Source organism: Cupriavidus sp. 05L310, from assembly GCF_056398185.1.
On sequence record NZ_JBFTOX010000008.1, the window covers coordinates 19807 to 45460 of the forward strand.

Genomic DNA, 25654 nt, shown 5'->3' on the forward strand with positions numbered 1-25654 from the left:
TAACTTGCTGCGCTAAACCATTGATGTTAAGTTAATTTCATTACTAGAACACAACGGAGCACAAGGTGAGTGTGAGCCAACATCGCCGGAAAGATGCGCCTATAGCCCGCCAGCGCTGGTCAACGCTGGCCTTCACGGCACTGGGTTTGCTGCTCGCGCAGCCGGCCGCTTACGCCGCGGGGTTCGGGCAACTACGGGTACAGTCGAATCTGGGTCAGCCGCTGCAGGCGGAAATCGATATTAGTGGTGTCAGTGCGGAAGAAGCGGACGGGCTGACCGTCAAGCTGGCGTCGCCCGATGCGTATGCCAAGGCCGGCCTGACCTATCTGCCGGCGGTCAACAGCCTGCGGCTGCAGGTCGAGCGCCGTCCCAACGGCAGCTATGTGGCGAGGGTCCGGTCAACCCAGCCACTCAGCGAGCCTTTCGTCGACATCCTGGTCGACATGACATGGGCTAGCGGCAAGGTGTCGCGCGCCTACACCTTCCTGCTGGATCCGGCCGGCGCCAAGCCATCCAACCAGACTTTCTCGCCCACCACGGTGGTGCAGGCGGGAACCCCGGATGAGGCCGGCGCTGCCGGCCCGGCGGCATCGGCTCCCGCGCCAAGCGCTGCGCCTGTGCCCGCCGCGGCACCGGCCCCGGTGGCGGCTAGCCAGGCGCCACGGCCGCAAGCCAAGGCACCGGCGCCACGGCCGCACCGTGCCGCAGCGCCGGTGGCTGAAGGTACGGCCGCGGCTGCCGGCATGTACACCGTCCAGCGCGGGGATAACCTCACTGCCATTGCCAACGAAGCCTCCCAGGGGCAGGATGCGGTCTCGCTCGACCAGATGCTGGTCGCGCTGTATCGCAACAATCCGAACGCGTTCATTGGCGGCAATATGAACCGCCTCAAGGCGGGCGCCGTGCTCAAGGTGCCCAGCCAGCAGGAAGCGCAATCGGTCACGCCGCGGGCGGCGCGGCGCGAGGTGGTGGCACGCACGCACGGCTTTGACGCTTACCGTAGCCGCCTGGCGACGGCCGCCGCCGCGCGCACGGTCGAAGCCGGCAGTGGCCGCGAACAGTCGGGCAATGTCACCGCACGCGTGCAGGAACAGGCTGCGCCGGCCGCGGGCCCGCGCGACGAACTCAAGCTCAGCAAGCCCGACCGGGGTAGCCAGGCCGCCGCCGCCGCTGCGGAAAGCAGTATCGCCAAGGAACGGCAACTCAAGGAAGCCGAGGCGCGTCTCGCGCAGCTTGAGAAGAACGTTAGTGACATGCAGCGGCTGGTCGAGCTGAAGAACGCCGAGATTGCCAAGCTGGCCCAGACGCAGAAGAGCGCGGGCAAGGATGGCGCCGCGGCGCCGTCGGCTGCGCCTGCCGTGGTGCCCGCCGGTACGGCCAAGGCCGACGCCGGCGCCACCGCCGCACCGGTCACGGCGGAGGCTGGCGCGGGTGCCAGCGCTGCCACGGCGGCGACTGCGGCTGCAACCACCGCAACCGCGGCAGCGCCGGCTTCGGCGGCCTCCGCTAATGCTGGCGCCAGCGGCGCGAATGCAAGTGCGGCGGACACCGCCGTTGCCGCCGCCAATCCTGCCGCCGCCTCCACGCCGACTGCCAAGCGCCCGCCGGTCGTGACGCAGCCCCAGCCGGTGGCACAGCCGTCCTTCATCGAGGATCTGCTGGCCAACCCCATGCTGCTGCCCGGTGGTGGCCTGCTGATCGCCTTGCTGGGCGGCTATGCCATCTATCGTCGGCGGCAGCAACAGAAGTCCAGCGAGAACGCTGCCTTCGGGGACAGCGTCCTGTCGCAGGAAAGCACCGTCATGGCGGGCGGCAATTCACTGTTCGGCACCGCAGGTGGACAGAGCGTCGATACTTCGCAGCACAGTGTGTTCGGCGCTGATTTCCGCATTGGCAACAATGCCGCGGAAGCCAACGAGGTCGACCCGATTGCCGAGGCCGATGTCTATATCGCCTACGGGCGTGATGTGCAGGCCGAGGAGATCCTGCGCGAAGCGCTGCAGCAAAACCCTGAGCGCCAGGCGATCCGCCTGAAGCTCATGGAGATTTACAATAATCGTCAGGATGTGGAAGGTTTTCGCGTGATTGCAGAAGAAATGTTCGCCCAGACGGGCGGACAAGGGGCGGAGTGGGTACAGGCAGCGGAAATGGGACGGCGCCTCGAGCCGGGCAACGCTTTGTACCTGAGCGTGGCGCCGGACACGGCTTCCGGCGATACCACTACCTTGCCGGGCGATCAGTGGCGCACCCACGATCCCTCGCAGGATCCGGCGGCGGCACCCCGCGAGACCGCGCTGGCGGACCTGGCTGATCTGGCGTTGCCGCTCGACGGCTTTCCCGCGCCCGCGGCCGGCGCGCCGATTACCGCGCCGGAGTCGGCCTCGCTCGTGTTCGGCGATGCCGACGCGTTGCCTGAGGCACTTGCCACCCGCCTGGACGATGGCCTTGACCTGGATCTGGATTTGCCGGCACCCCAGGGCCACGGCGCCCATGAGGATATCCCGGCGCTGGATACGCCCACGCGCAGCCGACCGCTCGACTTCGATATGTCCGGTATTTCGCTGGACCTCAATCCGGACAGCCGGGACGACTCGGTGGGCGATAGCCACGAGACCCGTACTTTCTATGGCGCATCGTCGCTGCCGGCGCCTACGATGCTGCGCGACGGCAAGCTGTCCGAGCCGATCGACCTGTCGCGCGTGAGCGCGGAGAGCGGGCTGGACACGTCGCGCGGGATCTCCCCGAGCACCTTGTCGGCGGACGTCGTCGATGGTGGCCGCGACATGCAGATCAAGTTCGATCTGGCTAGGGCCTATATCGAAATCGGCGACAAGGAAGGCGCGCGGGAACTGCTGCAGGAAGTGGTGGATCAGTCGCAGGATCCCCTGTTGACGGAGGCCCGCAGCCTGCTGCGTGACGTGGCCTGACAGGCCAGGCTGTATGATGGCGGGCTGTGCGCAGGCAATGCGCCCGGCAGCTCGCCACGGATGCGCCGGGAGCCTGGCTCCCGGCGCATTTGCTTTTTGCGGGCCGGCAATCGCTGGCTTTCGCCGGTTGTGCTCCGTTTTCGTTCATTCGTTCGCGCTTTGCCCGTCAATTTCCGCTTGTCAATTTCCGCCTCATGAACCGCATCGCCCTCGGCCTCCATTACGACGGTGCCGCTTTCTCCGGCTGGCAGTCGCAACCGCACCGCAATACGGTGCAGGACCGGCTAGAAGACGCAATTGAGCGCTTCGCCGGCCGCCGTGTGCAGACCACGGTGGCAGGCCGCACCGATACCGGCGTGCATGCGCTCGGACAGGTGATCCATATCGACACCGACTTGTCGCGCGAGCCGTTCTCCTGGGTGCGGGGCGTCAACGCCTTCCTGCCGCCCAGCATCGCGCTGCAATGGGCCAGGCCGGTCGACGAGGGCTTCCATGCGCGTTTCCTGGCCTTCGAGCGCATGTACTACTACGCGCTCTATACCGGCCCGCACCGCGTGCCGCTGGTGCACGGCAGGGCTGGCTACCAGATGCTGCCGCCGGGCCAGGGCCTGGACGTCGACGCCATGCGCGCCGCTACTGCCTGCCTGCTGGGCGAGCACGATTTTTCCGCCTTCCGCGCCGCAGAGTGCCAGGCCAAGTCGCCAGTCAAGACCATGTACGACATCACGCTCAAGGCCGATGGCGATTGGTTGTTCGTGCGTTTTCGCGCCAGCGCCTTCCTGCATCACATGGTGCGCAACCTGATGGGGTGCCTGGTCGCGGTAGGGCGGGGCCGCTACCCGCCGGGCTGGATGGCCGAAGTGCTGGCCGGGCGCAGTCGCGCCAAGGCAGCACCCACCTTCATGCCCGACGGCCTCTACCTCGCCGGGGTGAAGTATCCTGAGCAATACGGGATTCCGGTCGCGGACACGGCGGCCAGCCTGTTCCATGGAGTGTTTGCCAATGACCCAGTCGCCTGAGCCGGGCCGCGCCGCGCCGCGCCGCACCCGCGTCAAGATCTGCGGGCTCACGCGCGAGGATGACGTTCGCGCGGCGGTGGATGCCGGCGCCGACGCGATCGGCCTGGTTTTCTATCCGGGCAGCCCCCGCTTTGTCGAGGTGGCGCGCGCCGCCGCGCTGGCCGAAGCCGCCGGCGCCTTCGTCTCGGTTGTGGGGCTGTTCGTCAACGCGGATGCCGACGAGATCGCCCATGTGGTCGAGCGTGTGCCGCTTACGCTACTGCAATTCCATGGCGACGAGAGCCCGGAGGCTTGCACGCAGGCGGCCCAGCGCTGCCGGCTGCCGTTTCTGCGCGCGGCACGCGTCCAGCCCGGCCTTGATTTGGTAGAATTCGCGGATCTGTATCGTGATGCCGCTGCCTTGCTGCTTGATGCCTTCGTCGAAGGCTACGGCGGTGGCGGGCACGTCTTCGACTGGACCCTGATACCCCCGGCATGGCTTCCACCCACCCACAACCCGACCGCAAGCGCCGCTCCTCGGATCGTTTTGAGTGGTGGGTTGAACGCGCAAAACGTCGCTGGCGCGATTGAGCGCGTGCGGCCCTACGCTGTCGATGTAAGCAGTGGCGTGGAGGCCGCCAAAGGCGTGAAAGACCACGCCAGGATTGCCGCCTTCGTGCGCGCCGTGCGCAGCGCGGATGCCGGGTAGGGCAGCTTGCCCATCGGGCAGCCAGCCTCCCGCCTGCTCCGTGCCTGCCCCGCGCACGACCCTAACGTCATCGAGCCCCTGCCAGACCGGCAAGGGCCCTGTTCAGAAGAGCTGACTCATGTACGACCTGCCCGATTCCCGTGGCCATTTCGGCCCCTATGGTGGTTCCTTCGTTTCCGAAACGCTGGTGCACGCGCTGGACGAACTGCGCGAAGCCTATGCCCACTTCCAGAAAGATCCCGAGTTCGACGCGGAATACCGCCGCGAACTGAAGCATTTCGTCGGCCGGCCCTCGCCGATCTATCACGCGCAACGCTGGAGCGAGATGCTCGGCGGCGCGCAGATCTATCTCAAGCGCGAAGACCTCAACCACACCGGCGCCCACAAGATCAATAACGTGATTGGCCAGGCACTGCTGGCCAAACGCATGGGCAAGCCGCGGGTGATTGCCGAGACCGGCGCTGGCCAGCACGGCGTGGCCACCGCGACCATCGCCGCGCGCTTTGGCATGGAATGCGTGGTCTACATGGGCTCGGAAGACGTCAAGCGCCAGGCTGCCAACGTCTACCGCATGAAGCTGCTGGGCGCTACCGTGGTGCCGGTGGAAAGCGGCTCCAAGACCCTCAAGGACGCGCTCAATGAAGCGATGCGCGACTGGGTCACCAACGTCGAGAACACCTTCTACATCATCGGCACCGTGGCCGGCCCGCACCCCTACCCGATGATGGTGCGCGATTTCCAGTGCGTGATCGGCGAAGAATCCAAGGTCCAGATGCCCGAACTGACGGGCCGCCAGCCCGACGCCGTGATCGCCTGCGTGGGCGGCGGTTCCAATGCCATGGGCATCTTCTACCCGTATATCGAGCACAAGGACGTGCGCCTGATCGGCGTGGAAGCCGCCGGCGACGGGCTCGAAACCGGCCGCCATGCCGCCGCGCTGATCGGCGGCTCGCCGGGCGTGCTGCACGGCAACCGCACCTACCTGCTGCAGGATGCCGACGGCCAGATCATCGAGACGCATTCGATTTCCGCCGGGCTGGACTATCCGGGCGTCGGTCCCGAGCACGCATGGCTCAAGGACATCGGCCGCGCCGAGTATGTGCCGATCACCGATGAGGAAGCGCTCAAGGCCTTCCACGACTGTTGCCGCATCGAAGGCATCATCCCGGCACTGGAATCCAGCCACGCCATTGCCTACGCCTGCAAGCTGGCGCCGACGCTGCCCAAGGACAAGCTGCTGCTGGTGAATCTGTCGGGCCGGGGCGACAAGGACATGCATACCGTGGCCGAACGTTCGGGGCTGAAGCTCTGATGCGCGACTTTCTCCCGCCGGGCGCCGCTGAAGGCGGCGCCCCGTCCGCACCCCTCGCGGCGCCGCAACTGACGCTTTACCAGGAAGACGTGCTGGAAGGCATCAAGCGCATTGCCGACGGCTCCATCGACCTGATCGTGGCCGATCCGCCCTATGGCCTGGGCAAGGATTACGGCAACGACTCTGACCGCCTGTCCGGGCAAGCCTACCTGGAATGGTCGGCGCGCTGGATCGATGCGGTGGTGCCCAAGCTGGCGCCGCGCGGCTCCTTGTACCTGTTCTGCACCTGGCAATACTCGCCGGAACTGTTCGTGATGCTCAAGCAGCGGCTGACCATGATCAACGAGATCATCTGGGACCGGCGCGTACCGAGCATGGGCGGCACCACGCGCAAGTACTCCTCGGTGCACGACAACATCGGGTTCTTCGCCGTGGCTCGTGACTATTACTTCGATCTCGACTCCGTGCGCGTGCCGTACGATGCCGAGACCAAGAAGGCACGCAGCCGACCGCGTTTCGAGGGCAAGAAATGGCTCGAGGTGGGCTACAACCCGAAGGATCTGTGGAGCGTGCCGCGGATCCACCGGCAAGATCCGGAACGTGCGGACCATCCCACCCAGAAGCCGCTGCATATCGTGCAGCGCATGGTGCTGGCCAGTTGCCCGCCGGGCGGGCTGGTGCTTGACCCATTCACCGGCAGCGGCACGACCGCGGTGGCCTGCGCGCTGCACGGACGGCGATTCGTCGGCTACGAGATGAATCCCGACTATGTGCGCGTGGCGCGCGAACGCGTCGCGGCTTGCATCAGTTCGCCACAGGCCGCGCCGGCTACCCTGAACATCGCAGCAGCGAACGACGAGCCCTTGCTGGCTGCCTTGTCCACGCCGTTGCCCACCATTGCTCAATGACCATGTCCCGAATCAATTCGACTTTCGCGGCGCTAGCCGCGCAGAACAAGAAGGGCCTGATTCCGTTCATCACCGCGGGCGATCCCGAGCCCGGCCTGACCGTTGCGCTGATGCACGCGCTGGTGGCGGGCGGCGCCGACGTCATCGAGCTCGGCGTGCCGTTTTCCGACCCGATGGCCGACGGCCCGGTGATCCAGCGTGCCTCCGAGCGCGCGCTCGCGCAGGGCGTGACGCTGACCAAGGTGCTGGCCTGGGTGACGGAGTTCCGCCAGACCAATGCCACCACGCCGGTGGTGCTGATGGGTTACGCCAACCCGATCGAGCGCATGGGCGAGGCGGTCTTCGCCAAGGCCGCGGCGGCGGCCGGCGTCGACGGCGTGCTGGTGGTCGATTACCCGCCCGAGGAGTGCGAGTCCTTCGCGGCGCAGATGCGCACCCACGGGATGGACCCGATTTTCCTGCTGGCGCCCACCTCCACGGACGATCGCATCGAAGCTGTGGCCAAGCTGGCGAGCGGCTACCTGTACTATGTGTCGCTCAAGGGCGTGACCGGTTCGGCCACCATCGACCTCGATAGCGTGGCCGCGCGCATTCCGCTGATCAAGCGCCATGCCAACCTGCCGGTGGGCGTGGGCTTCGGCATCCGCGACGCGCAGACCGCGCGCACGATCGGCAGCGTGGCCGATGCCGTGGTGATCGGCAGCCGCCTGGTGCAGTTGCTCGAAGATGCGCCGCGTGACCAGGCGGTACAATCGCTGCAATCGTTCATCGCGGAAATCCGCCAGGCGCTCGACGCCTGAACGTGATTTACGCGGCACCGCCCGTGCTTGCGCGCGGGCGGGCAATGCAACAAAAACGCACGATTTTGGCGGCAGTTGTGCCGCAACAGGCGCATCGCCCCGGCTGAACGGGGACTGCGGATCGCAGGCATGGTAAATTCGCGGCCTGACATGTTCCGCGCATGTGCCGAAAGGAGCCTTTCATGAGCTGGTTGGATAAACTCCTCCCCCCCAAGATTCAACAGACCGACCCCTCCACCCGCAAGGGCATTCCGGAAGGGCTGTGGGTCAAGTGCCCGTCGTGCGAGTCGGTGTTGTACCGTACCGACGTCGAGGCCAACCTCCACGTCTGCCCCAAGTGCGACCACCATATGCGCATCCGCGCCCGCGCCCGCCTCGACGGGCTGCTGGACGCCGAGGGCCGCTATGAGATCGGCCAGGAGATACTGCCGGTCGACGCGCTCAAGTTCAAGGACACCAAGAAGTATCCCGACCGCATCAAGGCCGCCATGGACGACACCGGCGAGACCGATGCCATGGTCGTGATCGGCGGCGCTATCCATACCATTCCGGTGGTGGTGAGCTGCTTCGAGTTCGAATTCATGGGCGGCTCCATGGGTTCGGTGGTGGGCGAGCGCTTTGTGCGTGGCGCCCAGGCGGCGCTGGAGCAGAAGGTGCCGTTTATCTGCATTACCGCCACGGGCGGTGCGCGTATGCAGGAAAGCCTGCTGTCGCTGCTGCAGATGGCCAAGACTACGTCGATGCTGAACCAGCTGTCGAATGCCAAGCTGCCGTTTATCAGCGTGCTGACCGATCCCACCATGGGCGGCGTGTCGGCCAGCTTTGCGTTCCTGGGCGACGTTGTGATCGCCGAACCCAAGGCTTTGATCGGCTTTGCTGGTCCGCGCGTGATTGAACAGACGGTGCGCGAGAAGCTGCCTGAAGGCTTCCAGCGGGCTGAGTTCCTGTTGCAGAAGGGCGCTATCGATATGATTGTCGATCGCCGCAAGATGCGGGATGAATTGGCGCAGTTGCTGGCTTTGCTGCAGAAGCAGCCGGCGGATGCGGTGGCGTAAGGGTTGGGTTGGTGATGGTGATTAGGCGCGGACGGTTGTTCGCGCTTTTTCGCTTTTTGGGGTGGTGGTTGATAGGTTTAGCTGCAACTTCAACTTCAACTTCAACTTCAACTTCAACTTCAACTTCAACTTCAACTTCAACTTCAAAGTCAAAAGCAGTTTCACCTCCCCTTCGGGGAGGCGACCTACTTTCTTGTCTTGCCAAGAAAGTAGGCAAAGAAGCGCGCCGGATGGGGCGAAAGACTCCTCGTCGGCAGGCAAAAAGAGCGGCCGGGGGCCAAACTCGCATCGCCTTAAGGCGATACTCAAACATGGCCCCCTCTTTTCCGCTCTTTTTGCCTGCCGACGAGGCGCCCCATACGGCAAGGTAAACCTTGACGGCTCGCTTCGCATCGCGGGACTGTGTTTGCCGCCCCTCGGGCGGTAAACACGGCTACAACCTGAAGGTTTGAGTCGGCCATGGGTTTGCTCCCCTCTCCCGCTTGCGGGAGAGGGGCCGGGGGAGAGGGCGGCGTTTGCAAGAGCGGGTCCGCCAAGTAACGATTGGTAGCCGTGTGGAGCGCCCCAAGGGCGGGCCACACCGTCCCGCGATGCGAAGCGAGCCGTGTGGGTGTACCGGCCGTATGGGGCGCCTCGGGATCCGGCGGAAAGAGCGGAAAAGAGGGACCCATGTTTGAGTATCGCCTTAAGGCGATGCGAGTTTGGGTCCCGGCCGCTCTTTTCGCCGGATCCCGAGGGGGTGTCGCCCCATCCGGCGCGCCTTTTTTGCCTACTTTTTTGGCAAGACAAAAAAGTAGGTCGCCCCCCGCAGGGGGGTGAAACCGCCTTTGACTTTAGGCTTTTGAAGTTGAAGTTGAAGTTGAAGTTGAAGTTGAATTTAAGCCCTCCTGAAGCCAGAGATCCTTTGACTTAACCCAAAACACCCCAATATCCCCCGGTACCCAGAGCCAAACCAAATTCCGCCAAACGGCAAAGAAACCACCCACCCCCAAACCGGCTCCAACAAGCCAAGCCCCCGAACAACCCTGTATCCCCATCATGCCCATCTTCCCCACCCTCCCTGAATGGCTATCCCATCTCGAATCCGCCCATCCGGTGGGCATCGACATGGGCCTGGCGCGTATCACCCGCGTCAAGGAAGCCCTGGGGCTGCGCATTGATGCCGTGGTGTTCACCGTCGGCGGCACCAACGGCAAGGGCTCCACCTGCGCCATGCTGGAGCGCATCCTGCTGGAGGCCGGCTACAAGGTGGGTTGCCATACCTCGCCGCACCTGATTTCGTTTAACGAGCGCGCCCGCATCAATGGCGAGTTCGCTACCGATGCGCAACTGCTGCCGCATTTCGAGGCGGTGGAGCGCGCGCGCACCAGCTTTGCCGATCCGGTGAGCCTGACGTATTTCGAGTTCACCACGCTGGCGATCATCCATGCCTTCGCCGCGGCAGGGCTCGATGCGATGATCCTGGAGGTGGGGCTGGGCGGCCGGTTGGACGCGGTGAACGTGATCGATACCGATTGCGCCATCTTGACCAGCGTGGACATCGACCATACGCAGTACCTGGGCGACACGCGCGAAAAGATCGGCTACGAGAAGGCCGGTATCTTCCGTCCCGGCGTGCCGGCCATCGTGGCGGACCCGATGCCGCCGAAGTCGGTGATCGAGCATGCCGAGGCCATCGGCGCGGACCTCTGGCTGGTGGGCCGGGATTTCCAGCATCAGGCTGCCAAGGGCCAGGAGCGCCAGCAGTGGGACTGGAGCGGCCGCGAGCGCAAGCTCAACGGGCTGGGTTATCCGGCCCTGCGAGGCGCCAATCAGTTGCTCAACGCCTCGGCCGCGCTGGCGGCGCTGCAGGCCATGCGTCCGCGCCTGCCGGTCAGCGCGCAGGAAGTGCGCAACGGGCTGGCCTTCGTCGAACTGCCGGGGCGCTTCCAGGTCATGCCGGGACGCCCGGCGGTGATCCTGGATGTGGCGCACAATCCGCACGCAGCCGCCACGCTGGGGCAGAACCTCGAGAACATGGGCTTCTTCCGCTACACCTATGCGGTGTTCGGCGCGATGGAGGACAAGGATATCGCCGGCGTACTGCGCCATCTGGCCGACAAGGTCGACCACTGGTGCCTGTGCGACCTGCCGACGCCGCGTGCGGCCAGCGCGGCGGATCTGCTGGAGAAGCTGGAGGAGGGCGGTTTCCATCCCGGCCCCGATGCTACGGCGGCCTGCTTTCCCAGCCCGGAGGCGGCTTACCGGGATGCCCTCGGCAGAGCGACCGAGGATGATAGAATTCTGGTCTTCGGATCGTTCTACACCGTGGCGGGCGTGATGGCATATCGCGCTACCCGGGCAAATTGAGTCGCGCGGCCGCCGGGCAGTTTTCCGGGGCTAACACCGGGGCAAATCGCCGCGCAATCTGAGCGACAATTTCAACGGCCGGTTTCCGGCCGTCGCACCGAACCAATCTATGGGCCTGCTTTCGCTGTTTTCTTCCCGCAAGGGCAACGCCCCGGCACCGGAGCGCACTCGCCGCTCGCGTTCGGATCCGGGTGCAGGCATCGCTTCGTCGCGACGCCTGGCCGAGGAGTACGCAGACGACACGCTCGACCCGGAATTCCCGCAGAAGCAGCGGGCGCGCCGGCGTCTGATCGGGGCCGTGGTGCTGATGGCGGCTGCCGTCATCGTGCTGCCGATCGTATTCGAGACCCAGCCAAGGCCAGTCGTCGACAATATCGCGGTAAAGATCGATGGTGGCCCGGGCGGGGCCGGCGGCAAGGTGAAGCCCGATGCCCGCAAAGCGGATCCGCTGCCGCCCGCGCCGCAATCCAGGCTCGACAGCCAGGCGCTCGATGCCGGCGAGGAACTGGTTGCCGATGCGGCACCGGCCAAGCCTGCCGCCGCGGCGGCGGCGCCTGCCGAGAAGGCCGCGGACAAACCGGTTGTCCGCGCGGATGCCAAGCCCGGCAGCGGCAAGTTCCTGGTATTGATCGGCGCCTTTTCCTCCGAGGTAAAGGCCAAGGAGTGGCTGAGCAAGCTCAAGGCGGGCAAAGTGCCGGCCTACATCGAGAAAAAGACACTGGCCGACGGCGAGCGCGTGCTCTTGCGTGCCGGCCCTTTTTCGGATCGCGATGCGGCTGATGCCGCCGAAAAGCGAGTGCGCGCCGTGGGCCTGACCGCCAAGGTGGTCGAACAGTAATGCCAAGGGCGGGCTGGACCAAACGCCAGCCGCCATACCGGGGCACCGGGGACACCGTATTACGCATGCAGCCGACTTTTTTCGATTACAGCGTTGTTTTCATCCTGATTGCCTCAGGCCTGATTGGCGTGTTGCGCGGGCTGGTGCGAGAGGTGCTCTCGCTGATCGGCTGGGTGGTGGCGTTCCTGGTGGCCTACCATTTCGCGGGTACCGCGGCAGGCTGGATTCCCGAATCGGTACCGGGCGGCCAGCTGGCGCGCAGCGCACTGGGCTTCGGGGTGCTGTTCATCGGCACCGTGATTGCTGCGGCACTTGCCGGTACGGTGTTGGGCCAGTTGCTCGAAAGTACCGGGCTCAAGCCCGCCGACCGCGGCCTTGGGCTGGTGTTCGGGCTTGTGCGCGGCGCACTGGTGGTGATGTTCGTGGTGACTCTGGCCGGGCTCACCAAGCTGCCCGAGGAGGCGTTCTGGCGCGATGCGCTGTCCCGGCCCTACGTGATGGAGGCGATGGAGTCGCTGCGGCCGTGGCTGCCGCCCGAAGTCGCCAAATACGTCAAGACATGACATGAGGCCGGGCAGACCGTCCGGCTGGTAGTACGCAGGCTCTGCCCTACAGGGTGGGGCCGCCCCGATTCAAACGCCTTTCCTGGGAGCTTGGCATGTGCGGTATCGTCGGTGTGGTTTCCTCCACGCCCGTTAACCAATTGATTTACGACAGCCTGCTGCTGTTGCAACACCGCGGACAGGATGCAGCCGGCATCGCTACCGCAAATGGCAGCACCTTCCACATGCACAAGGCCAATGGCCTGGTGCGCGACGTGTTTCGCACGCGCAATATGCGCGGCCTGCCCGGTGCCGCCGGCATCGGCCAGGTGCGTTACCCCACCGCCGGTTCGGCCTCGAGCGAGGAAGAAGCCCAACCGTTCTATGTCAACGCGCCTTACGGCGTGATCCTGGCCCATAACGGCAACCTCACCAACTGGAAGCAGTTGCACGAGGAACTGTTCAGCCGCGACCGCCGCCACATCAACACGCACTCCGATACCGAAGTGCTGCTCAACGTGCTGGCTGACGAGCTGCAACGCGCCAGCAGCGGCCTTGCGCTGGACCCGGCCACGATCTTCAAGGCCGTGGCGGGCATGCACCGCCGTGTGCGTGGCTCGTACGCCATTGCTGCGCAGATCGCCGGCTACGGCATGCTGGCCGTGCGCGATCCGTTCGGTATCCGTCCGCTATGCCTGGGCAGCGTGGAAACGCCGACCGGCAAGGAATGGATGGTGGCATCGGAGTCGGTGGCACTCGAAGGCATCGGCTACAAGCTCGAGCGCGACGTGGCGCCCGGCGAGGCCATCTTCATCGACCTCGACGGCAATCTCTACACCCAGCAGTGCGCCGATAACCCGGTGCTGACGCCGTGTATCTTCGAGTACGTCTACCTGGCACGCCCGGATTCGTGCATCGATGGCGTGCCGGTGTACGACGCGCGCCTGCGCATGGGCGATTACCTTGCCGAAAAGATTCGCACCGAAGTCTCCGCGGGCGATATCGACGTGGTGATGCCGATCCCCGATTCCAGCCGTCCGGCCGCCATGCAGGTGGCCAACAAGCTGGGCGTGAACTATCGCGAGGGCTTCTTCAAGAACCGCTATATCGGCCGCACCTTCATCATGCCCGGCCAGGCGGTGCGCAAGAAGTCGGTGCGCCAGAAGCTCAACGCCATGGGTGTGGAGTTCAAGGGCAAGAACGTGCTGATCGTGGACGATTCCATCGTGCGCGGCACTACCTCTTTCGAAATCGTGCAGATGGCCCGTGACGCCGGCGCCAACAAGGTGATCTTCGCCTCGGCCGCGCCGCCGGTGAAGTTCCCCAATGTGTACGGCATCGATATGCCCACGCGCAGCGAGCTGGTCGCCTACGGCCGCAGCCACGAAGAGATCGCCAGGATCATCGGCGCCGACAAGCTGGTCTACCAGGATGTCGAAGCGATGAAGCAGGCGGTGCGCGACATCAACCCGGCGCTGAAGGACTTCGATGCATCGTGCTTCGATGGCCGCTACATCACCGGCGATATCGACGAAGCCTACCTGGAGCGCCTGGAAACCGCGCGCAGCCAGGCCGATCGCGACGGCACCGGTGGCCTCGGTGACGGCGAGCGCTCGCAGCTGCACTTGCAGCGCTCGGGCGGTAACGAGTAAGACGCGGCGCACCCGCGGCATACCCGCGGAGTTGACGCAGGGCGGGGCCCGGCCGTAACATTGCCGGGCGTCGATTTGATTGTCAGCTTGCGGACGCGGGTCCTGCCGGAGTTTGGTTCTTATCCCGGAACAGGAAATTGCCCGTCACAGGGAAATGCCCGAAACAGCTAAAGCGGAACACCGGCTTACCGGTTGTGCGCAGCAAAGGCACAATGGCAGGCCGGCTTCCCGCCGCAGCGCGGGGCCTATCCCCAGAACACAAGCAGCCCGTCGATTCGGCCCCCGGCCAATGATCGTACGGGCTTTTTTATTGCTGCCGCCAGTGCGCGGCCAGGCTCACCTCTTACACAGATAACCGCGCGGGTACTACCGCCTCCCCATCATGAACGAACCGCTTCCTCTCGACTCCCTCGACATCGATACGCTCGGCGTGCGCGCCGGCACCATGCGCAGCGAGTTCATGGAGCACTCGGAGGCGATGTACCTGACCTCCAGCTTCTGCTTCAACAGCGCTGCCGAGGCCGCCGAACGCTTCGCCAATTCGGAAACGGGATTTACGTACTCGCGATTCACCAATCCCACCGTGGCCATGTTCCAGAGCCGCCTGGCCGCGCTGGAAGGGGCCGAGGCCTGCATGGCGACCGCGTCCGGAATGAGCGCGATCATGTCGGTGGTGATGTCGTCGATGCAGGCGGGCGACCACCTGGTCAGCTCGCGCGCCATCTTCGGCTCGACCATGACGCTGTTCTCCAATATCTTCGCCAAGTTTGGCGTCGAGACGACCTTCGTCGATGGCACCGACCTGGCGGCTTGGCGCGCGGCGGTCAAGCCGAACACCAAGTTGTTCTTCCTGGAGACGCCGTCCAACCCGTTGACCGAAGTGGCCGACATTGCCGCGGTGGCGGACATCGCCCACAACGCTGGCGCGCTGCTGGTGGTGGATAACTGCTTCTGTTCGCCGGCCCTGCAGCAGCCGATGAAGTTCGGCGCCGACATCGTGGTGCACTCGGCCACCAAGCATATCGATGGGCAGGGCCGCGTGCTGGGCGGCGCGGTGCTAGGCACGCACGATTTCATCATGGGCAAGGTTTTTCCCTTCGTGCGCACGGCCGGCCCCACACTGTCGGCCTTCAATGCGTGGGTGCTGCTAAAGGGCATGGAAACGCTGGCGATCCGCATGGAACGCCACAGCGCCAGCGCGCTGGCGCTGGCCGAGTTCCTGGAGTCGCATCCGGCCGTGGCGCGCGTGTATCACCCGGCGCTGAAATCCCATCCGCAGTATGAAGTCGCCCAGCGCCAGCAGAGCGGCGGCGGTGCCATCGTGTCGTTCGAACTCAAGGGCGAGACGCCGGAGCAGCAGCGCGCCAATGCCTGGCGCGTGATCGACAACACCCGCCTGTGCTCGATCACCGGCAACCTTGGCGACACGCGTACCACCGTGACCCATCCCTACACCACCACGCATGCACGCGTCAGCCCGGAAGCCAAGGCCGCGGCGGGCATCGGCGAAGGGCTGATCCGGCTGGCGGTGGGGCTGGAGTCGGTGGCGGACCTGAAGGCAGACCTGCTGCGCGGCCTGCAGGACTGAGGCAGCCACGGCTGCCGCGATGGCGGCCGTGGCGATAGCAGATAGGCAAGGGCCGCCCAGGCGCCTTGGCGCGCCGGCGCCGCTGCTGTCCACTGGTGAATGCGAGGCGGCCCCGCCAATGCGACAGGATGGCGGTGACCGGCTGGGATGGCAGGACGTTCCCCGGCCGGCGTTCAGCGCAGCAAGCGCCGGCGTAGCAGCATCAGCGCGACCACCAGGGCCACTGCCGCGTAAGCGCCGAGCACAATCAGGTGCAGCGCCAGGTTGTCGATTGGACGCCCGAGCATGATGGGGCGGATCAGGGCCACCGCGTGCGCCAGTGGCAGCACCTGGGTGGCGGCTTGCGCCCCCGCGGGCAATTGCTCCAACGGGAAGAATACGCCGGAAAGCAGCAGCATCGGCGTCATCACCAGCGTCTGGTAGAACATGAAGAAGTCGTAGCTGGGCGCAAGCGCGGTGACGATCATGGCCAGGCTGGCGAACGCGATGCCGGCCAGCACGATCACGGGCAACGCCAGCAGCGCTCCCGGCAACCGCGCATAGCCGAGCGCGCCCGCCACCAGCATGATGGCAAGGCCCGACAGCACGGCTTTGCTGGCGGCCCACATGATCTCGCCCAGGACCACATCGCCCAGTGTCAGTGGCGCGTGCATGATGGCTTCCCAGGTGCGCTGCACATGCATGCGCGAGAAGGCGGAATACATGGACTCGAAGCTCGCCGACATCATTACGCTCGACGCCGTGGTGCCGGCCGCGAGGAAGGCGATGTAGGGCACGCCGTTGACCTGCCCGACCAGCAGGCCAAGACCGAGGCCGAGGCCGAACAGGTAGATCATCGGATCGGCCAGGTTGCCGATCATGGAGGGGATCGCCAGCTTCTTCCACACCATGAAGTTGCGGTACCAGACCATGGTCCAGTTGCGCATGTTCATCGGCAGCAGCGGCTGCGGGTAATGCTGCCGCTGCATGGGGGCATGCCGCGGCGCGGCGGCGGCCGGCGCGGCTGCGGGGCGGGGGTCTTGTTCGCTCATGTTCAGTCCGTTGTCGGTCCCGGGTCAGTCGCGCATCTCGCGGCCAGTCAGCTTGAGGAAGACGTCTTCCAGGTTGGCGGGTCGATGCAGGTAACGCACGCCGGTCCGGCCATGCAGGGCGGCCAGCAGCGGCGCCGGTTCCTTCACATAGCAGAACAGCGTCTCGCCGCTCATCTCGGTACGCGTTGCGAGCGGGTGCAGTTCGCCGCGCAAGGGGGCGAGGTTGTCGCCATACACTTCCACCACATCGCAGCCGATCTGGCTGTCGATCAATTCATGCGGCTTGCCTTCGGCGATCTTGCGGCCGCTGTCGATTACGCACAGGTAGTTGCACAGGCGCTCGGCCTCCTCCATGAAGTGCGTGGTCAGCAGGATGGTCTTGCCGCTGGCCAGCAGCGACTTGAGGCGTTCCCAGATCAGGTGGCGCGCCTGGGGGTCGAGCCCGGTGGTGGGCTCGTCCATCACCAGCAGGTCGGGGTCGTTGATCAGCGCGCGCGCCACCGTCAGGCGCCGGCGCATGCCGCCCGAGAGGTCCCGCACTTGCGCCCCGGCACGGCTTTCGAGCCGTGCGAACTCCAGCAGTGCGGGCACGCGGCGTTCGATTTCGGCGCGCTCCAGGCCGAAGTAGCGGCCAAAGATGCGCAGGTTCTCCACCACGGTGAAGTCGGGGTCGAGGTTGTCGAACTGCGGTACCACGCCCACGCGCATGCGGGCCTGCGGCGCGCGCTCCGGAATTGGCTCGCCGCATAGCGTGAGCGTCCCCGAGGCCGGCGTGGTCAGGCCCAGCAGCAGGCGCAGCGTGGTGGTCTTGCCGGCCCCGTTCGGGCCCAGCAGGCCGAAGCACTGGCCGCGTTGCACGCTCAGGCTGAGATCGTCGACCACGACCGTTTCGCCGTATTGCTTGCTTACATTGCGTAGTTCGAGAATGGCAGTCAAGGCAGGAACGAGGGTGAGGTGCGCCACGGGCGCAATATCCGCCATTATGCAGGCAGTGGCGCGGATGCTTTGTGGCGCATTGCAGCAAGAATTCGCGGATGCGGTTATCTTGCCGGTTCGCTGCCGCAGCGCATGGCCAGGGAACTGGCCGAGAGGGCAGGAGCGCAAGACAACGAACCGAAGCAAACCATGGAGACAAGACAATGAGTGCGCAAGACACACTGGCCCAGTGGCAGGAAGCTGAGCGCGTCGCGCGTGCGCGGCTGGGCGAGCCCGGCGTGGCGACGCTGGCGCAGTTGAGCGAGCGTGCCGGGCTGCAGTTTTTCGAGGATATGATGGCCGGCAAGCTGCCGGGCGCGCCGATCGCGCAACTGATGGACTTCGTCCCTGTGGAGTTCGAGGCAGGGCGCTTCGTATTCCAGGGCACACCCGGCGCGCAGCATTACAACCCGATCGGTAGCGTGCACGGCGGCTACGCCGCGACCTTGCTCGATTCCTGCGTGGGTTGCGCTGTCCACACCATGTTGCCGGCGGGCAAGGGCTATACCACCCTGGAACTGAAGGTGAATTATGTGCGCCCGCTGACTACCAAGACCGGTCCGATCCGCGCGGAGGGCAAGGTCATCAGCCTGACCACGCAGATCGGCATTGCCGAGGGCCGCATCATCGACACGCAGGGTAAGCTGTACGCTTACGCCACCACAACCTGCCTGGTATTCCCAATGCCGGCAGGCTGATGCGGGCAACAGCTACGCATGAATGCAAGGGGGGGGGCAAGGCGGAAGGGAATAGCACCATGCGCTAAAGACGTACGCATGCATTTCGCCGGCCGTACTCGATCCTGGCGGAAAGATGGGCAGGGCGGTATCAGGGCCGGTCGACGAATGTCGGGCCCGTTAAGGGCCCGACAGCCAACGGCGCTGCTAAAACGACAAAATCCGCCAGGCGTGGCTGGCGGATTTTATGCAGCCGGCGGCAGATCGCGTCTGAGCGCGTTCGCCGCTTGCGGTGCCGAAATCAGTACATCTTCTTCGGCAGCATCTGCATGCGCAGACGCTTGCGAAGGCGCGATTCCGCGGCTTTCTTCTTGCGCTTGCGCTCGGTCGTGGGCTTCTCGTAAGCGGTACGGCTCTTGAGTTCAACGATCAGGCCGGTCTGGAGGATGGCCCTACGGAAACGCCGCATTGCAACTTCAACGGGCTCACCGGGTTTCAAGACGATCTTAGTCAATTCTGTCCTTTAGCATTGCCGCAAAGCGGCGGGTTCAAACGGGGGAAACATTGGCCGCTTCAGGACCCTTCTTGCCCTGTTGCGACTGGTATTGCACTCGCTGGTTATCTTGCAGCGGAGCACCCCCGCGAACCTGAGAGATGTGGACGAACAAGTCCTTGCCACCAGCGTCCGGGGTGATGAAGCCAAAACCCTTCTGGGCGTTGAAGAACTTGACGGTACCAGTTTCCATGGAAAAATCCTTTTTTGAGCGCAAAGAATGCGCCCACTTGCTTTTACACGTTTACGTAAACGCTGTCAAGAAAGCTTGCTGAAAACGCTTTGCAAATCCACGAGAGTGGCGTATAGTACGCCCCTCTGACGCGGGGTGGAGCAGTTGGCAGCTCGTCGGGCTCATAACCCGAAGGTCGCAGGTTCAAGTCCTGCCCCCGCAACCAGGCGATATTCTACTCAAAAGTCCGCCAGTAGTCCGGCGGGCTTTTTTGTTTTGCGTGCCTGCGCCTTTTGCGTCACCGGGACGTCTACACGTATCAGTCAGTGCTAACAAGTGCCAACAGGCGCCATCAGGCGCCATCAGGCACAGACCATCGCCAGCCAGCCCGCCGCCGCACAGGCGCCCACCCAGGAAAGCACCACGGCCGCGATCGTCGACCACTTCATGGGCGGCCTTCCGCAGGCGAGGGATTTGTGGGTTCCGGACGTTTCATTACGCATCTCCTCAAGCCCCTTCAAGCCGCCTGCGCGCTGACGGCAACGGCTGGCTCATCCATGGCGGGCAACGTGATCACGAATCGCGCCCCCCCTGCACTGCCGCTGTCCAGCCCGACCTGGCCGCCATGCAGCAGCGCGATGCGCCGCACGATGGCCAGCCCCAGGCCGAAGCCGCCCGTGTGCCGATTGCGGCTGGAATCCGGCCGATGGAAAGGCTCGAAAATGCGGGCGCGTTCCTCCGGCACCACGCCGGGCCCGTCGTCCTCCACCGTCAGGCACAGGGTGCCAGCGGCATCCGTCTCGGCGCGCAACTGGATGGCGCTGCGCGCATAGCGGGTGGCGTTGCGGCACAGGTTGAGGAGCGCCCGCGCCACCAGCCGAGGATCGCAGACGTGGTGTGGCAGGGGACCACTGGCGAGCACGGACAGGGTCAGCTTGTGGTCGGCCACCTCGTTGGCGACGCTGGCCGCCACGCTGTCGATCAGCTCGCCGACCGAAACCCGCATCAGCATCATCGGGGCCGCACCCTGCTCGAGCTGGCCGAGCGTCAGCAACTCGGTGACCAGTTCATCAAGCTCGCGCACGTCGCGGCGCAGGTCTTCCAGGCGCTGGGCCTGACGTGCCTGCTCTTCCTCGCCGGCGCCGGCCGACTGCAACAGCGCAATGCCAAATTCAAGCCGGGCGATCGGTGTCTTCAGCTCGTGCGAGATGCCGTGCATCATTTCCCGCTGGTGCACGATCGACGCTTCGATCTGCTCCGCCATTTCATTGAATTGCATTGCCAGCTCCGAGATATTGGAGCGCCTGGGCAGGTCGGCGCGGGTTGACAGCTTGCCGCGGCCGAAATCCCTGGCCGCCTGCTGCAGCTTGTCCAGGTCGCGCCAGTGGTACCAGACCCATGCCACGATCGAGAGCAGCGTGGCGAAAGCAATCAATGCATAGGCCACCACGTCGACGTTGGTATTGTCCACGTCCACGCTGTGCGCATGCAGTACCTGCCCGTCGCGCAGCGGCAGGTAATAGTCCTTGGCATCGTAGCTCAGCACCAGCTTGCCGTCGGCGATATCCTGGCGCTGGCGCGCATCCAGCCGGCTCAGTTCGGCGGCGTCGGCCAGCTTGAACCGTTCGAGCGCATGCGCCTGGAGCTTTTCCAGCGCGCCCTTGCGCAACTCGCCCGGGTGCTGGGCGAGGTATTCGGACAGGACGAACGCATAACCCTGACGATTCACGCGTTCGCTCTCGGTGAATTGCTCGTGGAACAGCGGAATGAAGGTGTAGTTGATGGCGACCACCGCCGCGGCGGCAGCCAGCATCACCAGCAAATAGAGCTTCAGTAGCGAGCGGACCATTCATTCCTCCCATGCCGATGGGCTGAACAAGTAGCCGCGGCCCCAGATGGTCTTGATCTTGTGCGGCTCGGGCGAAGCGTCCTCGAAGCGGCGGCGCAGCCGGGAGATGCCAGAGTCGACGGTCCGGTCGATGCCGTCGAATTCGATGCCGCGCAGCTCCTTGAGGATGTCGTCGCGGCTCAGTACGGTGCCGGCGGCGCGTGCCAGGATCAGCAGCAGGTTGAACTCGGTGGTCTTCAGGTCCACTTCCTGTCCGCGCCAGGTGACCTGCCGGTTAGGCGGTGAAATCACCAGCGCGCCGAATACTAGTTCGTGGTCCCTTTGCATTGGCGTGGCGGGCACGGCGACCCGCTCGGCGGCGGCGCGCCGCAGCAGGGCGCGGGCCCGCGCTACCAGCAGCCTGGGCTCGATGGGCTTGACCACATAGTCGTCGGCGCCGATCTCCAGCCCCGCCACCTGGTCGTAGGTGTCCACGCGCGCAGTCAGGATCAGCACGGGCACGCGCGAGAAGGCGCGAATGCCGCGGCAGACTTCCATGCCGTCCATGTGGGGGAGCATCAGATCGAGGATGACCAGGGCGGGCCGGTGGGCCTGGACGGCCGCTACCGCGATATCGCCGCGCCGCACCACCTCCACCGTGAACTCGTAATTGCTCAGGTACTCGCTGACAAGTTGCGCAAGGCGGTCATCGTCCTCGACCAGCAATACCTTGTACTTGGCCATGGCGTCGTTCATGACAGGCTTCCCAGGGGCCGAAAAACGCCGATTCTATCCGGCCAGCGGCCCGCGTTGGGGGCCGGAGACGCTTCCGGACAAATTTGCACATTTGAAGAAGATTTCGCTCTATTTCAGGACAGACATCGCGGCGTGCCGTCCCTAATCTGCGTGCTTCGACATCAAGGCGGAGCATCGGTGGAACAGCAAACAAGACAACAGGGGCAAGCGCCAGGCAAGCCAGCGCGTTTCGGCATGAGTCCGGTCAACTACGCCTTCTGAGGAGAGCGCCATGATGTGGGATTGGCACGCCAGCCCGGCAGCGCGGGATCTTGCTGTCCGGCCGCATGTCTGCGACATACGCCTGCCCGGCGTCGACAGCCTGTTACTGACCGGCGCCACCGGCTTTATCGGCGGCAATGTGATGGTGGCCGCCATCAATGCCGGCCTTGCGCGGCGCTTGCTCTGCCTGGTGCGGGGCAGCGATACGGCAGACGCGCTGGCACGCCTGCGCGAGAACGCCGTCCAGTGCGGCCTGCTGCGCAGCCGCGTGAACTGGCTCACGGAGGATAACGTGCTGCTCGGCGCGCTGGACAGCGATTTCCCGCCCGCCGTCGTGGCTCGGCTGTCAGGTGTCTCGCAGGTGATCAACTGCGCGGCGATGGCCTCGTTCTCGACAGACCCGCAGGTCACGCGCATCAACGTGCGAGACACGCTGCGCTTTGCCTCTCGCTTTGCCGGCAGTACCGCCCTGCGGCGTTTTGTCCATGTCGGTACCGCGATGGCTTGCGGCACGCAGCGCGGTACCAGGGTTTCGGAGCAGGATGCCGGGCATGACGACACCAGCCACCTGGTGCCCTACACGCGCAGCAAGCAGGAAGTGGAGGTGCTGCTGCGCCGAAGCCTGCCGGACCTGCCGCTGGTGGTGGCGCGGCCCTCCATCGTGGTCGGGCACACCGTGCTGGGCACGCAGCCGTCGGCCAGCATCTTCTGGCTGTTCCGGATCATCCACCAGGCGCGCCGCTATACCGCCGGCCCGCATACCCGCATCGACGTGATCTCGGCGGACGACTGCGCGCAGGCCTTGTTGCGGCTGGCGGTCAAGCCCGGCCTGCGCTTCGATGCCTACCATCTTTCTGCGGGCGCGCGCGCACCGACCATCGCGCAGGTGGTAGCCGCCATGGATGAGGCCGCCGCGAGCGAGGACGCGCCGGCTTACCGCAAGTGCCCGGCCAGCGAGCTTCCGGCCCTGGCGCTGGATGTGGCGCGTACCGAGCGCATCAGCAACCGCCGCCTGATCGAACGTGCCCTGCGGCTGTATGCGGGCTTTGCCGAACTCGGCTATGTGTTCGACAACCGGCGCATCCGGGAGGAGATCAATTTCGAGCCGTTGTCGATTACCGATTACGTCAGCGAGTGCATGCGTACCTCGCGCGGGGTTGGCATCCTTGAACAAATGAGCTGGGACTTCAAGTCATGATTGCCGCGCGCTCCACGTTCGTCATGCTCTGGTGACGTGATTCAGGCGGTACTTGTCTGCGGCGGCTGCATTTCGCCAACCCGGCTTCGCCGACTGCTTCAACTGTCGAACCTGCCCGGCACGCCGCCCGTGGCGTGCCGTACGATGCGGCGCCTGTAGAAGTGTTACTCTTTTGAGTGATACCCAACAGGAGATCACCGTGAGCCGCAAAACCCCCATCGAGCGCTATCGGAACATCGGTATCAGCGCGCACATCGACGCCGGCAAGACCACCACCACCGAGCGCATCCTGTTCTACACCGGGGTCAATCACAAGATCGGCGAGGTCCATGACGGTGCGGCTACCATGGACTGGATGGAGCAGGAGCAGGAGCGCGGCATCACCATCACCTCGGCCGCCACCACGGCGTTCTGGAAGGGGATGGCCGGCAATTATCCTGAACATCGCATCAATATCATCGACACTCCCGGACACGTGGACTTCACCATCGAGGTGGAGCGTTCCATGCGCGTGCTCGATGGCGCCTGCATGGTCTACGACGCGGTGGGCGGCGTGCAGCCCCAGTCGGAAACCGTCTGGCGCCAGGCGAACAAGTACAAGGTGCCGCGTATCGCCTTCGTCAACAAGATGGATCGCGTCGGCGCGGATTTCTTCCGGGTGCGATCGCAGATTGCCGACCGGCTCAAGGGCACGCCGGTGCCGATCCAGGTGCCGATCGGCGCCGAGGATGGTTTCCAGGGCGTGATCGACCTGGTCAAGATGAAGGCCACCGTCTGGGACGACACCAGCCAGGGGCTTCACTTCGAGTATCGCGAGGTACCGCCCGAACTGCTGGAGGTCGCCAGGGAATGGCGCGAGAAGATGGTCGAGGCCGCGGCGGAGGCCAGCGATGAACTCCTGCACAAATACCTCGGCGGCGAGCCGCTGACGGAAGACGAGATCAAGGCTGCCCTGCGCAAGCGCACCGTCGCCAACGAGATCGTGCCGATGCTGTGCGGCAGCGCTTTCAAGAACAAGGGCGTGCAGACGCTGCTCGACGCGGTGATCGACTACTTGCCGTCGCCGGCGGACGTGCCCGCGATTCTCGGCCACACCGTGGACGACAAGGAGGCGGAGCGCCATCCCAATGACGACGAACCGTTCGCCGCCCTGGCATTCAAGATCATGACCGACCCCTTCGTCGGGCAACTGATCTTCTTCCGCGTCTACTCTGGCGTGGTGAATTCGGGCGACACGGTGTACAACCCGCTCAAGGAAAAGAAGGAGCGGCTCGGGCGCATCCTGCAGATGCATGCCAACGTGCGCAGCGAAATCAAGGAAGTGCGCGCGGGCGATATTGCCGCGGCGGTCGGGCTCAAGGAGGCCACCACCGGCGACACCCTGTGCGACCCCGACCATGTGATCATCCTTGAGCGCATGAGCTTCCCGGATCCGGTGATCTCCCAGGCGGTCGAGCCCAAGACCAAGGCCGACCAGGAAAAGATGGGCCTGGCGCTGAATCGCCTGGCGCAGGAAGACCCGTCGTTCCGCGTGCATACCGATGAGGAATCGGGCCAGACCATTATCTCGGGTATGGGCGAGTTGCACCTTGAGATCCTGGTGGACCGGATGCGGCGCGAGTTCGGCGTGGAGGCATCGGTCGGCAAGCCGCAGGTGGCATATCGTGAGACCATCAAGCAGGCAGCGAAGGACGTCGAAGGCAAGTTCGTCAAGCAGTCAGGCGGGCGCGGCCAGTATGGCCACGTGGTGCTCGATCTGGAGCCGCAGGCGCCGGGCAAGGGCTACGAGTTTGTCGACGCCATCAAGGGCGGGGTGGTGCCGCGCGAATTCATTCCCGCCGTCGACAAGGGCATCCGCGAAACGCTGGCATCGGGCGTGCTGGCCGGCTACCCGGTGGTGGACGTGAAAGCCACGCTGGTATTCGGCTCCTATCACGACGTCGATTCGAACGAGAATGCCTTCCGTATGGCGGGCTCGATGGCATTCAAGGAAGGCATGCGCCGCGCCAAGCCGATCCTGCTCGAGCCGATGATGTCGGTGGAAGTGGAAACGCCGGAAGAATTCACCGGCAACGTGATGGGCGACCTGTCCTCGCGCCGGGGCATCGTGCATGGCATGGAGGATATCGCGGGCGGCGGCGGCAAGCTGGTGCGCGCGGAGGTGCCGCTGGCCACCATGTTTGGCTACTCGACGTCGCTGCGTTCGCTGACCCAGGGGCGCGCCACTTACACGATGGAATTCAAGCACTACACGGAAGCACCGGCGAGCGTGGCCGAAGCGGTCATCAACAGCCGGCACACGCGCTAGCTTGCGGTGGCCCATTGCCCCCTGGGAGGCTGTGCGGGGCAATGGGATCGATGCGCCGTCTTTCGCTTGCCGCTTGTGCCGCAGGCTTGAAATGGCGCGTGTCATTTGCGGCCGTCCATGCGGCCGGTTTGGATTTGCCGCGGGCAAGCCGCGGCAAGGTCGGGGCGGCCCATGTGTCACGCCCTGCGCAGCCGCGCGCCTCGCGGCATCCGTCCGA

General features: G+C 65.0%; 21 protein-coding genes and 1 tRNA gene. 16 read left to right on the plus strand and 6 right to left on the minus strand.

Annotation, left to right across the window (positions count from 1 at the left end; translation table 11 throughout):
* Nucleotides 1–65 precede the first annotated feature (65 nt).
* The 12 genes from AC1DS6_RS07265 to AC1DS6_RS07320 all read left to right on the plus strand — a co-directional run bounded on the left by AC1DS6_RS07265 (nt 66) and on the right by AC1DS6_RS07320 (nt 15678).
* A complete protein-coding gene (locus tag AC1DS6_RS07265; protein ID WP_477102347.1) occupies nt 66–2927 on the plus strand; it encodes a motility hub landmark protein FimV in 2862 nt (953 codons plus the stop codon).
* 194 nt (nt 2928–3121) lie between these two features.
* On the plus strand, nt 3122–3946 hold the full coding sequence (gene truA, locus AC1DS6_RS07270) for a tRNA pseudouridine(38-40) synthase TruA (protein WP_441637290.1): 825 nt from the start codon (nt 3122–3124) through the stop codon (nt 3944–3946).
* A complete protein-coding gene (locus tag AC1DS6_RS07275) occupies nt 3930–4634 on the plus strand; it encodes a phosphoribosylanthranilate isomerase (RefSeq protein WP_276286721.1) in 705 nt (234 codons plus the stop codon). The genes truA and AC1DS6_RS07275 overlap by 17 nt, the downstream gene beginning before the upstream one ends.
* Nucleotides 4635–4752: 118 nt before the next feature.
* Entirely contained in the window at nt 4753–5946 is a 1194-nt protein-coding gene (gene trpB / locus AC1DS6_RS07280; RefSeq protein ID WP_441637292.1) for a tryptophan synthase subunit beta, read from the plus strand.
* Nucleotides 5946–6854: a DNA-methyltransferase gene (locus AC1DS6_RS07285; protein WP_441637294.1), complete on the plus strand. Its 909-nt coding sequence runs from the start codon at nt 5946–5948 to the stop codon at nt 6852–6854. Before trpB ends, AC1DS6_RS07285 begins: the two co-directional genes overlap by 1 nt.
* A 2-nt stretch (nt 6855–6856) precedes the next feature.
* On the plus strand, nt 6857–7654 hold the full coding sequence (trpA, locus tag AC1DS6_RS07290) for a tryptophan synthase subunit alpha (RefSeq protein WP_477102348.1): 798 nt from the start codon (nt 6857–6859) through the stop codon (nt 7652–7654).
* A 182-nt stretch (nt 7655–7836) separates the two neighbouring features.
* Nucleotides 7837–8709, plus strand: coding sequence for an acetyl-CoA carboxylase, carboxyltransferase subunit beta (gene accD / locus AC1DS6_RS07295; protein WP_035866096.1), 873 nt, complete (start codon nt 7837–7839; stop codon nt 8707–8709).
* Nucleotides 8710–9747: 1038 nt separating this feature from the next.
* On the plus strand, nt 9748–11058 hold the full coding sequence (gene folC, locus AC1DS6_RS07300; protein WP_441634685.1) for a bifunctional tetrahydrofolate synthase/dihydrofolate synthase: 1311 nt from the start codon (nt 9748–9750) through the stop codon (nt 11056–11058).
* Nucleotides 11059–11167: 109 nt separating this feature from the next.
* The gene (locus tag AC1DS6_RS07305; RefSeq protein WP_477102349.1) at nt 11168–11896 is read left to right on the plus strand and encodes an SPOR domain-containing protein; all 729 of its coding nucleotides are present in this window, start codon (nt 11168–11170) and stop codon (nt 11894–11896) included.
* A 65-nt stretch (nt 11897–11961) separates the two neighbouring features.
* Nucleotides 11962–12459 (plus strand): CvpA family protein, encoded by a 498-nt coding sequence (locus AC1DS6_RS07310; RefSeq protein WP_441634689.1) that lies wholly within the window; start codon nt 11962–11964, stop codon nt 12457–12459.
* 95 nt (nt 12460–12554) lie between these two features.
* Nucleotides 12555–14090 (plus strand): amidophosphoribosyltransferase, encoded by a 1536-nt coding sequence (gene purF, locus AC1DS6_RS07315; protein ID WP_441634691.1) that lies wholly within the window; start codon nt 12555–12557, stop codon nt 14088–14090.
* A gap of 382 nt (nt 14091–14472) precedes the next feature.
* Nucleotides 14473–15678, plus strand: coding sequence for an O-succinylhomoserine sulfhydrylase (locus AC1DS6_RS07320; RefSeq protein WP_441634693.1), 1206 nt, complete (start codon nt 14473–14475; stop codon nt 15676–15678).
* Between the two features lie 173 nt (nt 15679–15851).
* Here the strand turns inward: AC1DS6_RS07320 and AC1DS6_RS07325 are convergent, their stop codons facing one another.
* Together AC1DS6_RS07325 and nodI are read right to left on the minus strand one after the other, a co-directional pair.
* Complete coding sequence (locus AC1DS6_RS07325; protein ID WP_276289436.1) at nt 15852–16709, minus strand: ABC transporter permease; 858 nt, start codon at nt 16707–16709, stop codon at nt 15852–15854.
* Between the two features lie 24 nt (nt 16710–16733).
* Nucleotides 16734–17645 carry a nodulation factor ABC transporter ATP-binding protein NodI gene (nodI, locus tag AC1DS6_RS07330; protein WP_441634732.1) on the minus strand — a complete coding sequence of 304 codons (912 nt, stop codon included), beginning with the start codon at nt 17643–17645 and terminating at the stop codon, nt 16734–16736.
* Between the two features lie 203 nt (nt 17646–17848).
* Between nodI and AC1DS6_RS07335 the strand changes: the two genes are divergently transcribed.
* A complete protein-coding gene (locus tag AC1DS6_RS07335) occupies nt 17849–18382 on the plus strand; it encodes a PaaI family thioesterase (RefSeq protein WP_441634695.1) in 534 nt (177 codons plus the stop codon).
* Nucleotides 18383–18662: 280 nt separating this feature from the next.
* On the opposite strand, the gene rpsU is transcribed toward AC1DS6_RS07335, so the two are convergent.
* Together rpsU and AC1DS6_RS07345 are read right to left on the minus strand one after the other, a co-directional pair.
* Nucleotides 18663–18875, minus strand: a complete 213-nt coding sequence (gene rpsU, locus AC1DS6_RS07340; protein ID WP_006158571.1) for a 30S ribosomal protein S21 — start codon at nt 18873–18875, stop codon at nt 18663–18665.
* A 34-nt stretch (nt 18876–18909) separates the two neighbouring features.
* On the minus strand, nt 18910–19107 hold the full coding sequence (locus AC1DS6_RS07345) for a cold-shock protein (RefSeq protein ID WP_006158572.1): 198 nt from the start codon (nt 19105–19107) through the stop codon (nt 18910–18912).
* A 129-nt stretch (nt 19108–19236) separates the two neighbouring features.
* Here AC1DS6_RS07345 and AC1DS6_RS07350 point away from each other — a divergent pair.
* Nucleotides 19237–19312: transfer RNA gene (locus tag AC1DS6_RS07350), tRNA-Met, on the plus strand.
* A 291-nt stretch (nt 19313–19603) separates the two neighbouring features.
* Here AC1DS6_RS07350 and AC1DS6_RS07355 read toward each other — a convergent pair.
* Together AC1DS6_RS07355 and AC1DS6_RS07360 are read right to left on the minus strand one after the other, a co-directional pair.
* A complete protein-coding gene (locus tag AC1DS6_RS07355) occupies nt 19604–20935 on the minus strand; it encodes an ATP-binding protein (RefSeq protein ID WP_477102350.1) in 1332 nt (443 codons plus the stop codon).
* Nucleotides 20936–21670, minus strand: a complete 735-nt coding sequence (locus tag AC1DS6_RS07360) for a response regulator (RefSeq protein ID WP_441634699.1) — start codon at nt 21668–21670, stop codon at nt 20936–20938.
* Nucleotides 21671–21941: 271 nt separating this feature from the next.
* Here AC1DS6_RS07360 and AC1DS6_RS07365 point away from each other — a divergent pair, with 271 nt between their 5' ends.
* Together AC1DS6_RS07365 and fusA are read left to right on the plus strand one after the other, a co-directional pair.
* Entirely contained in the window at nt 21942–23129 is a 1188-nt protein-coding gene (locus tag AC1DS6_RS07365; RefSeq protein WP_441634701.1) for an SDR family oxidoreductase, read from the plus strand.
* Between the two features lie 199 nt (nt 23130–23328).
* On the plus strand, nt 23329–25437 hold the full coding sequence (gene fusA / locus AC1DS6_RS07370; RefSeq protein WP_441634703.1) for an elongation factor G: 2109 nt from the start codon (nt 23329–23331) through the stop codon (nt 25435–25437).
* Nucleotides 25438–25654 lie beyond the last annotated feature (217 nt).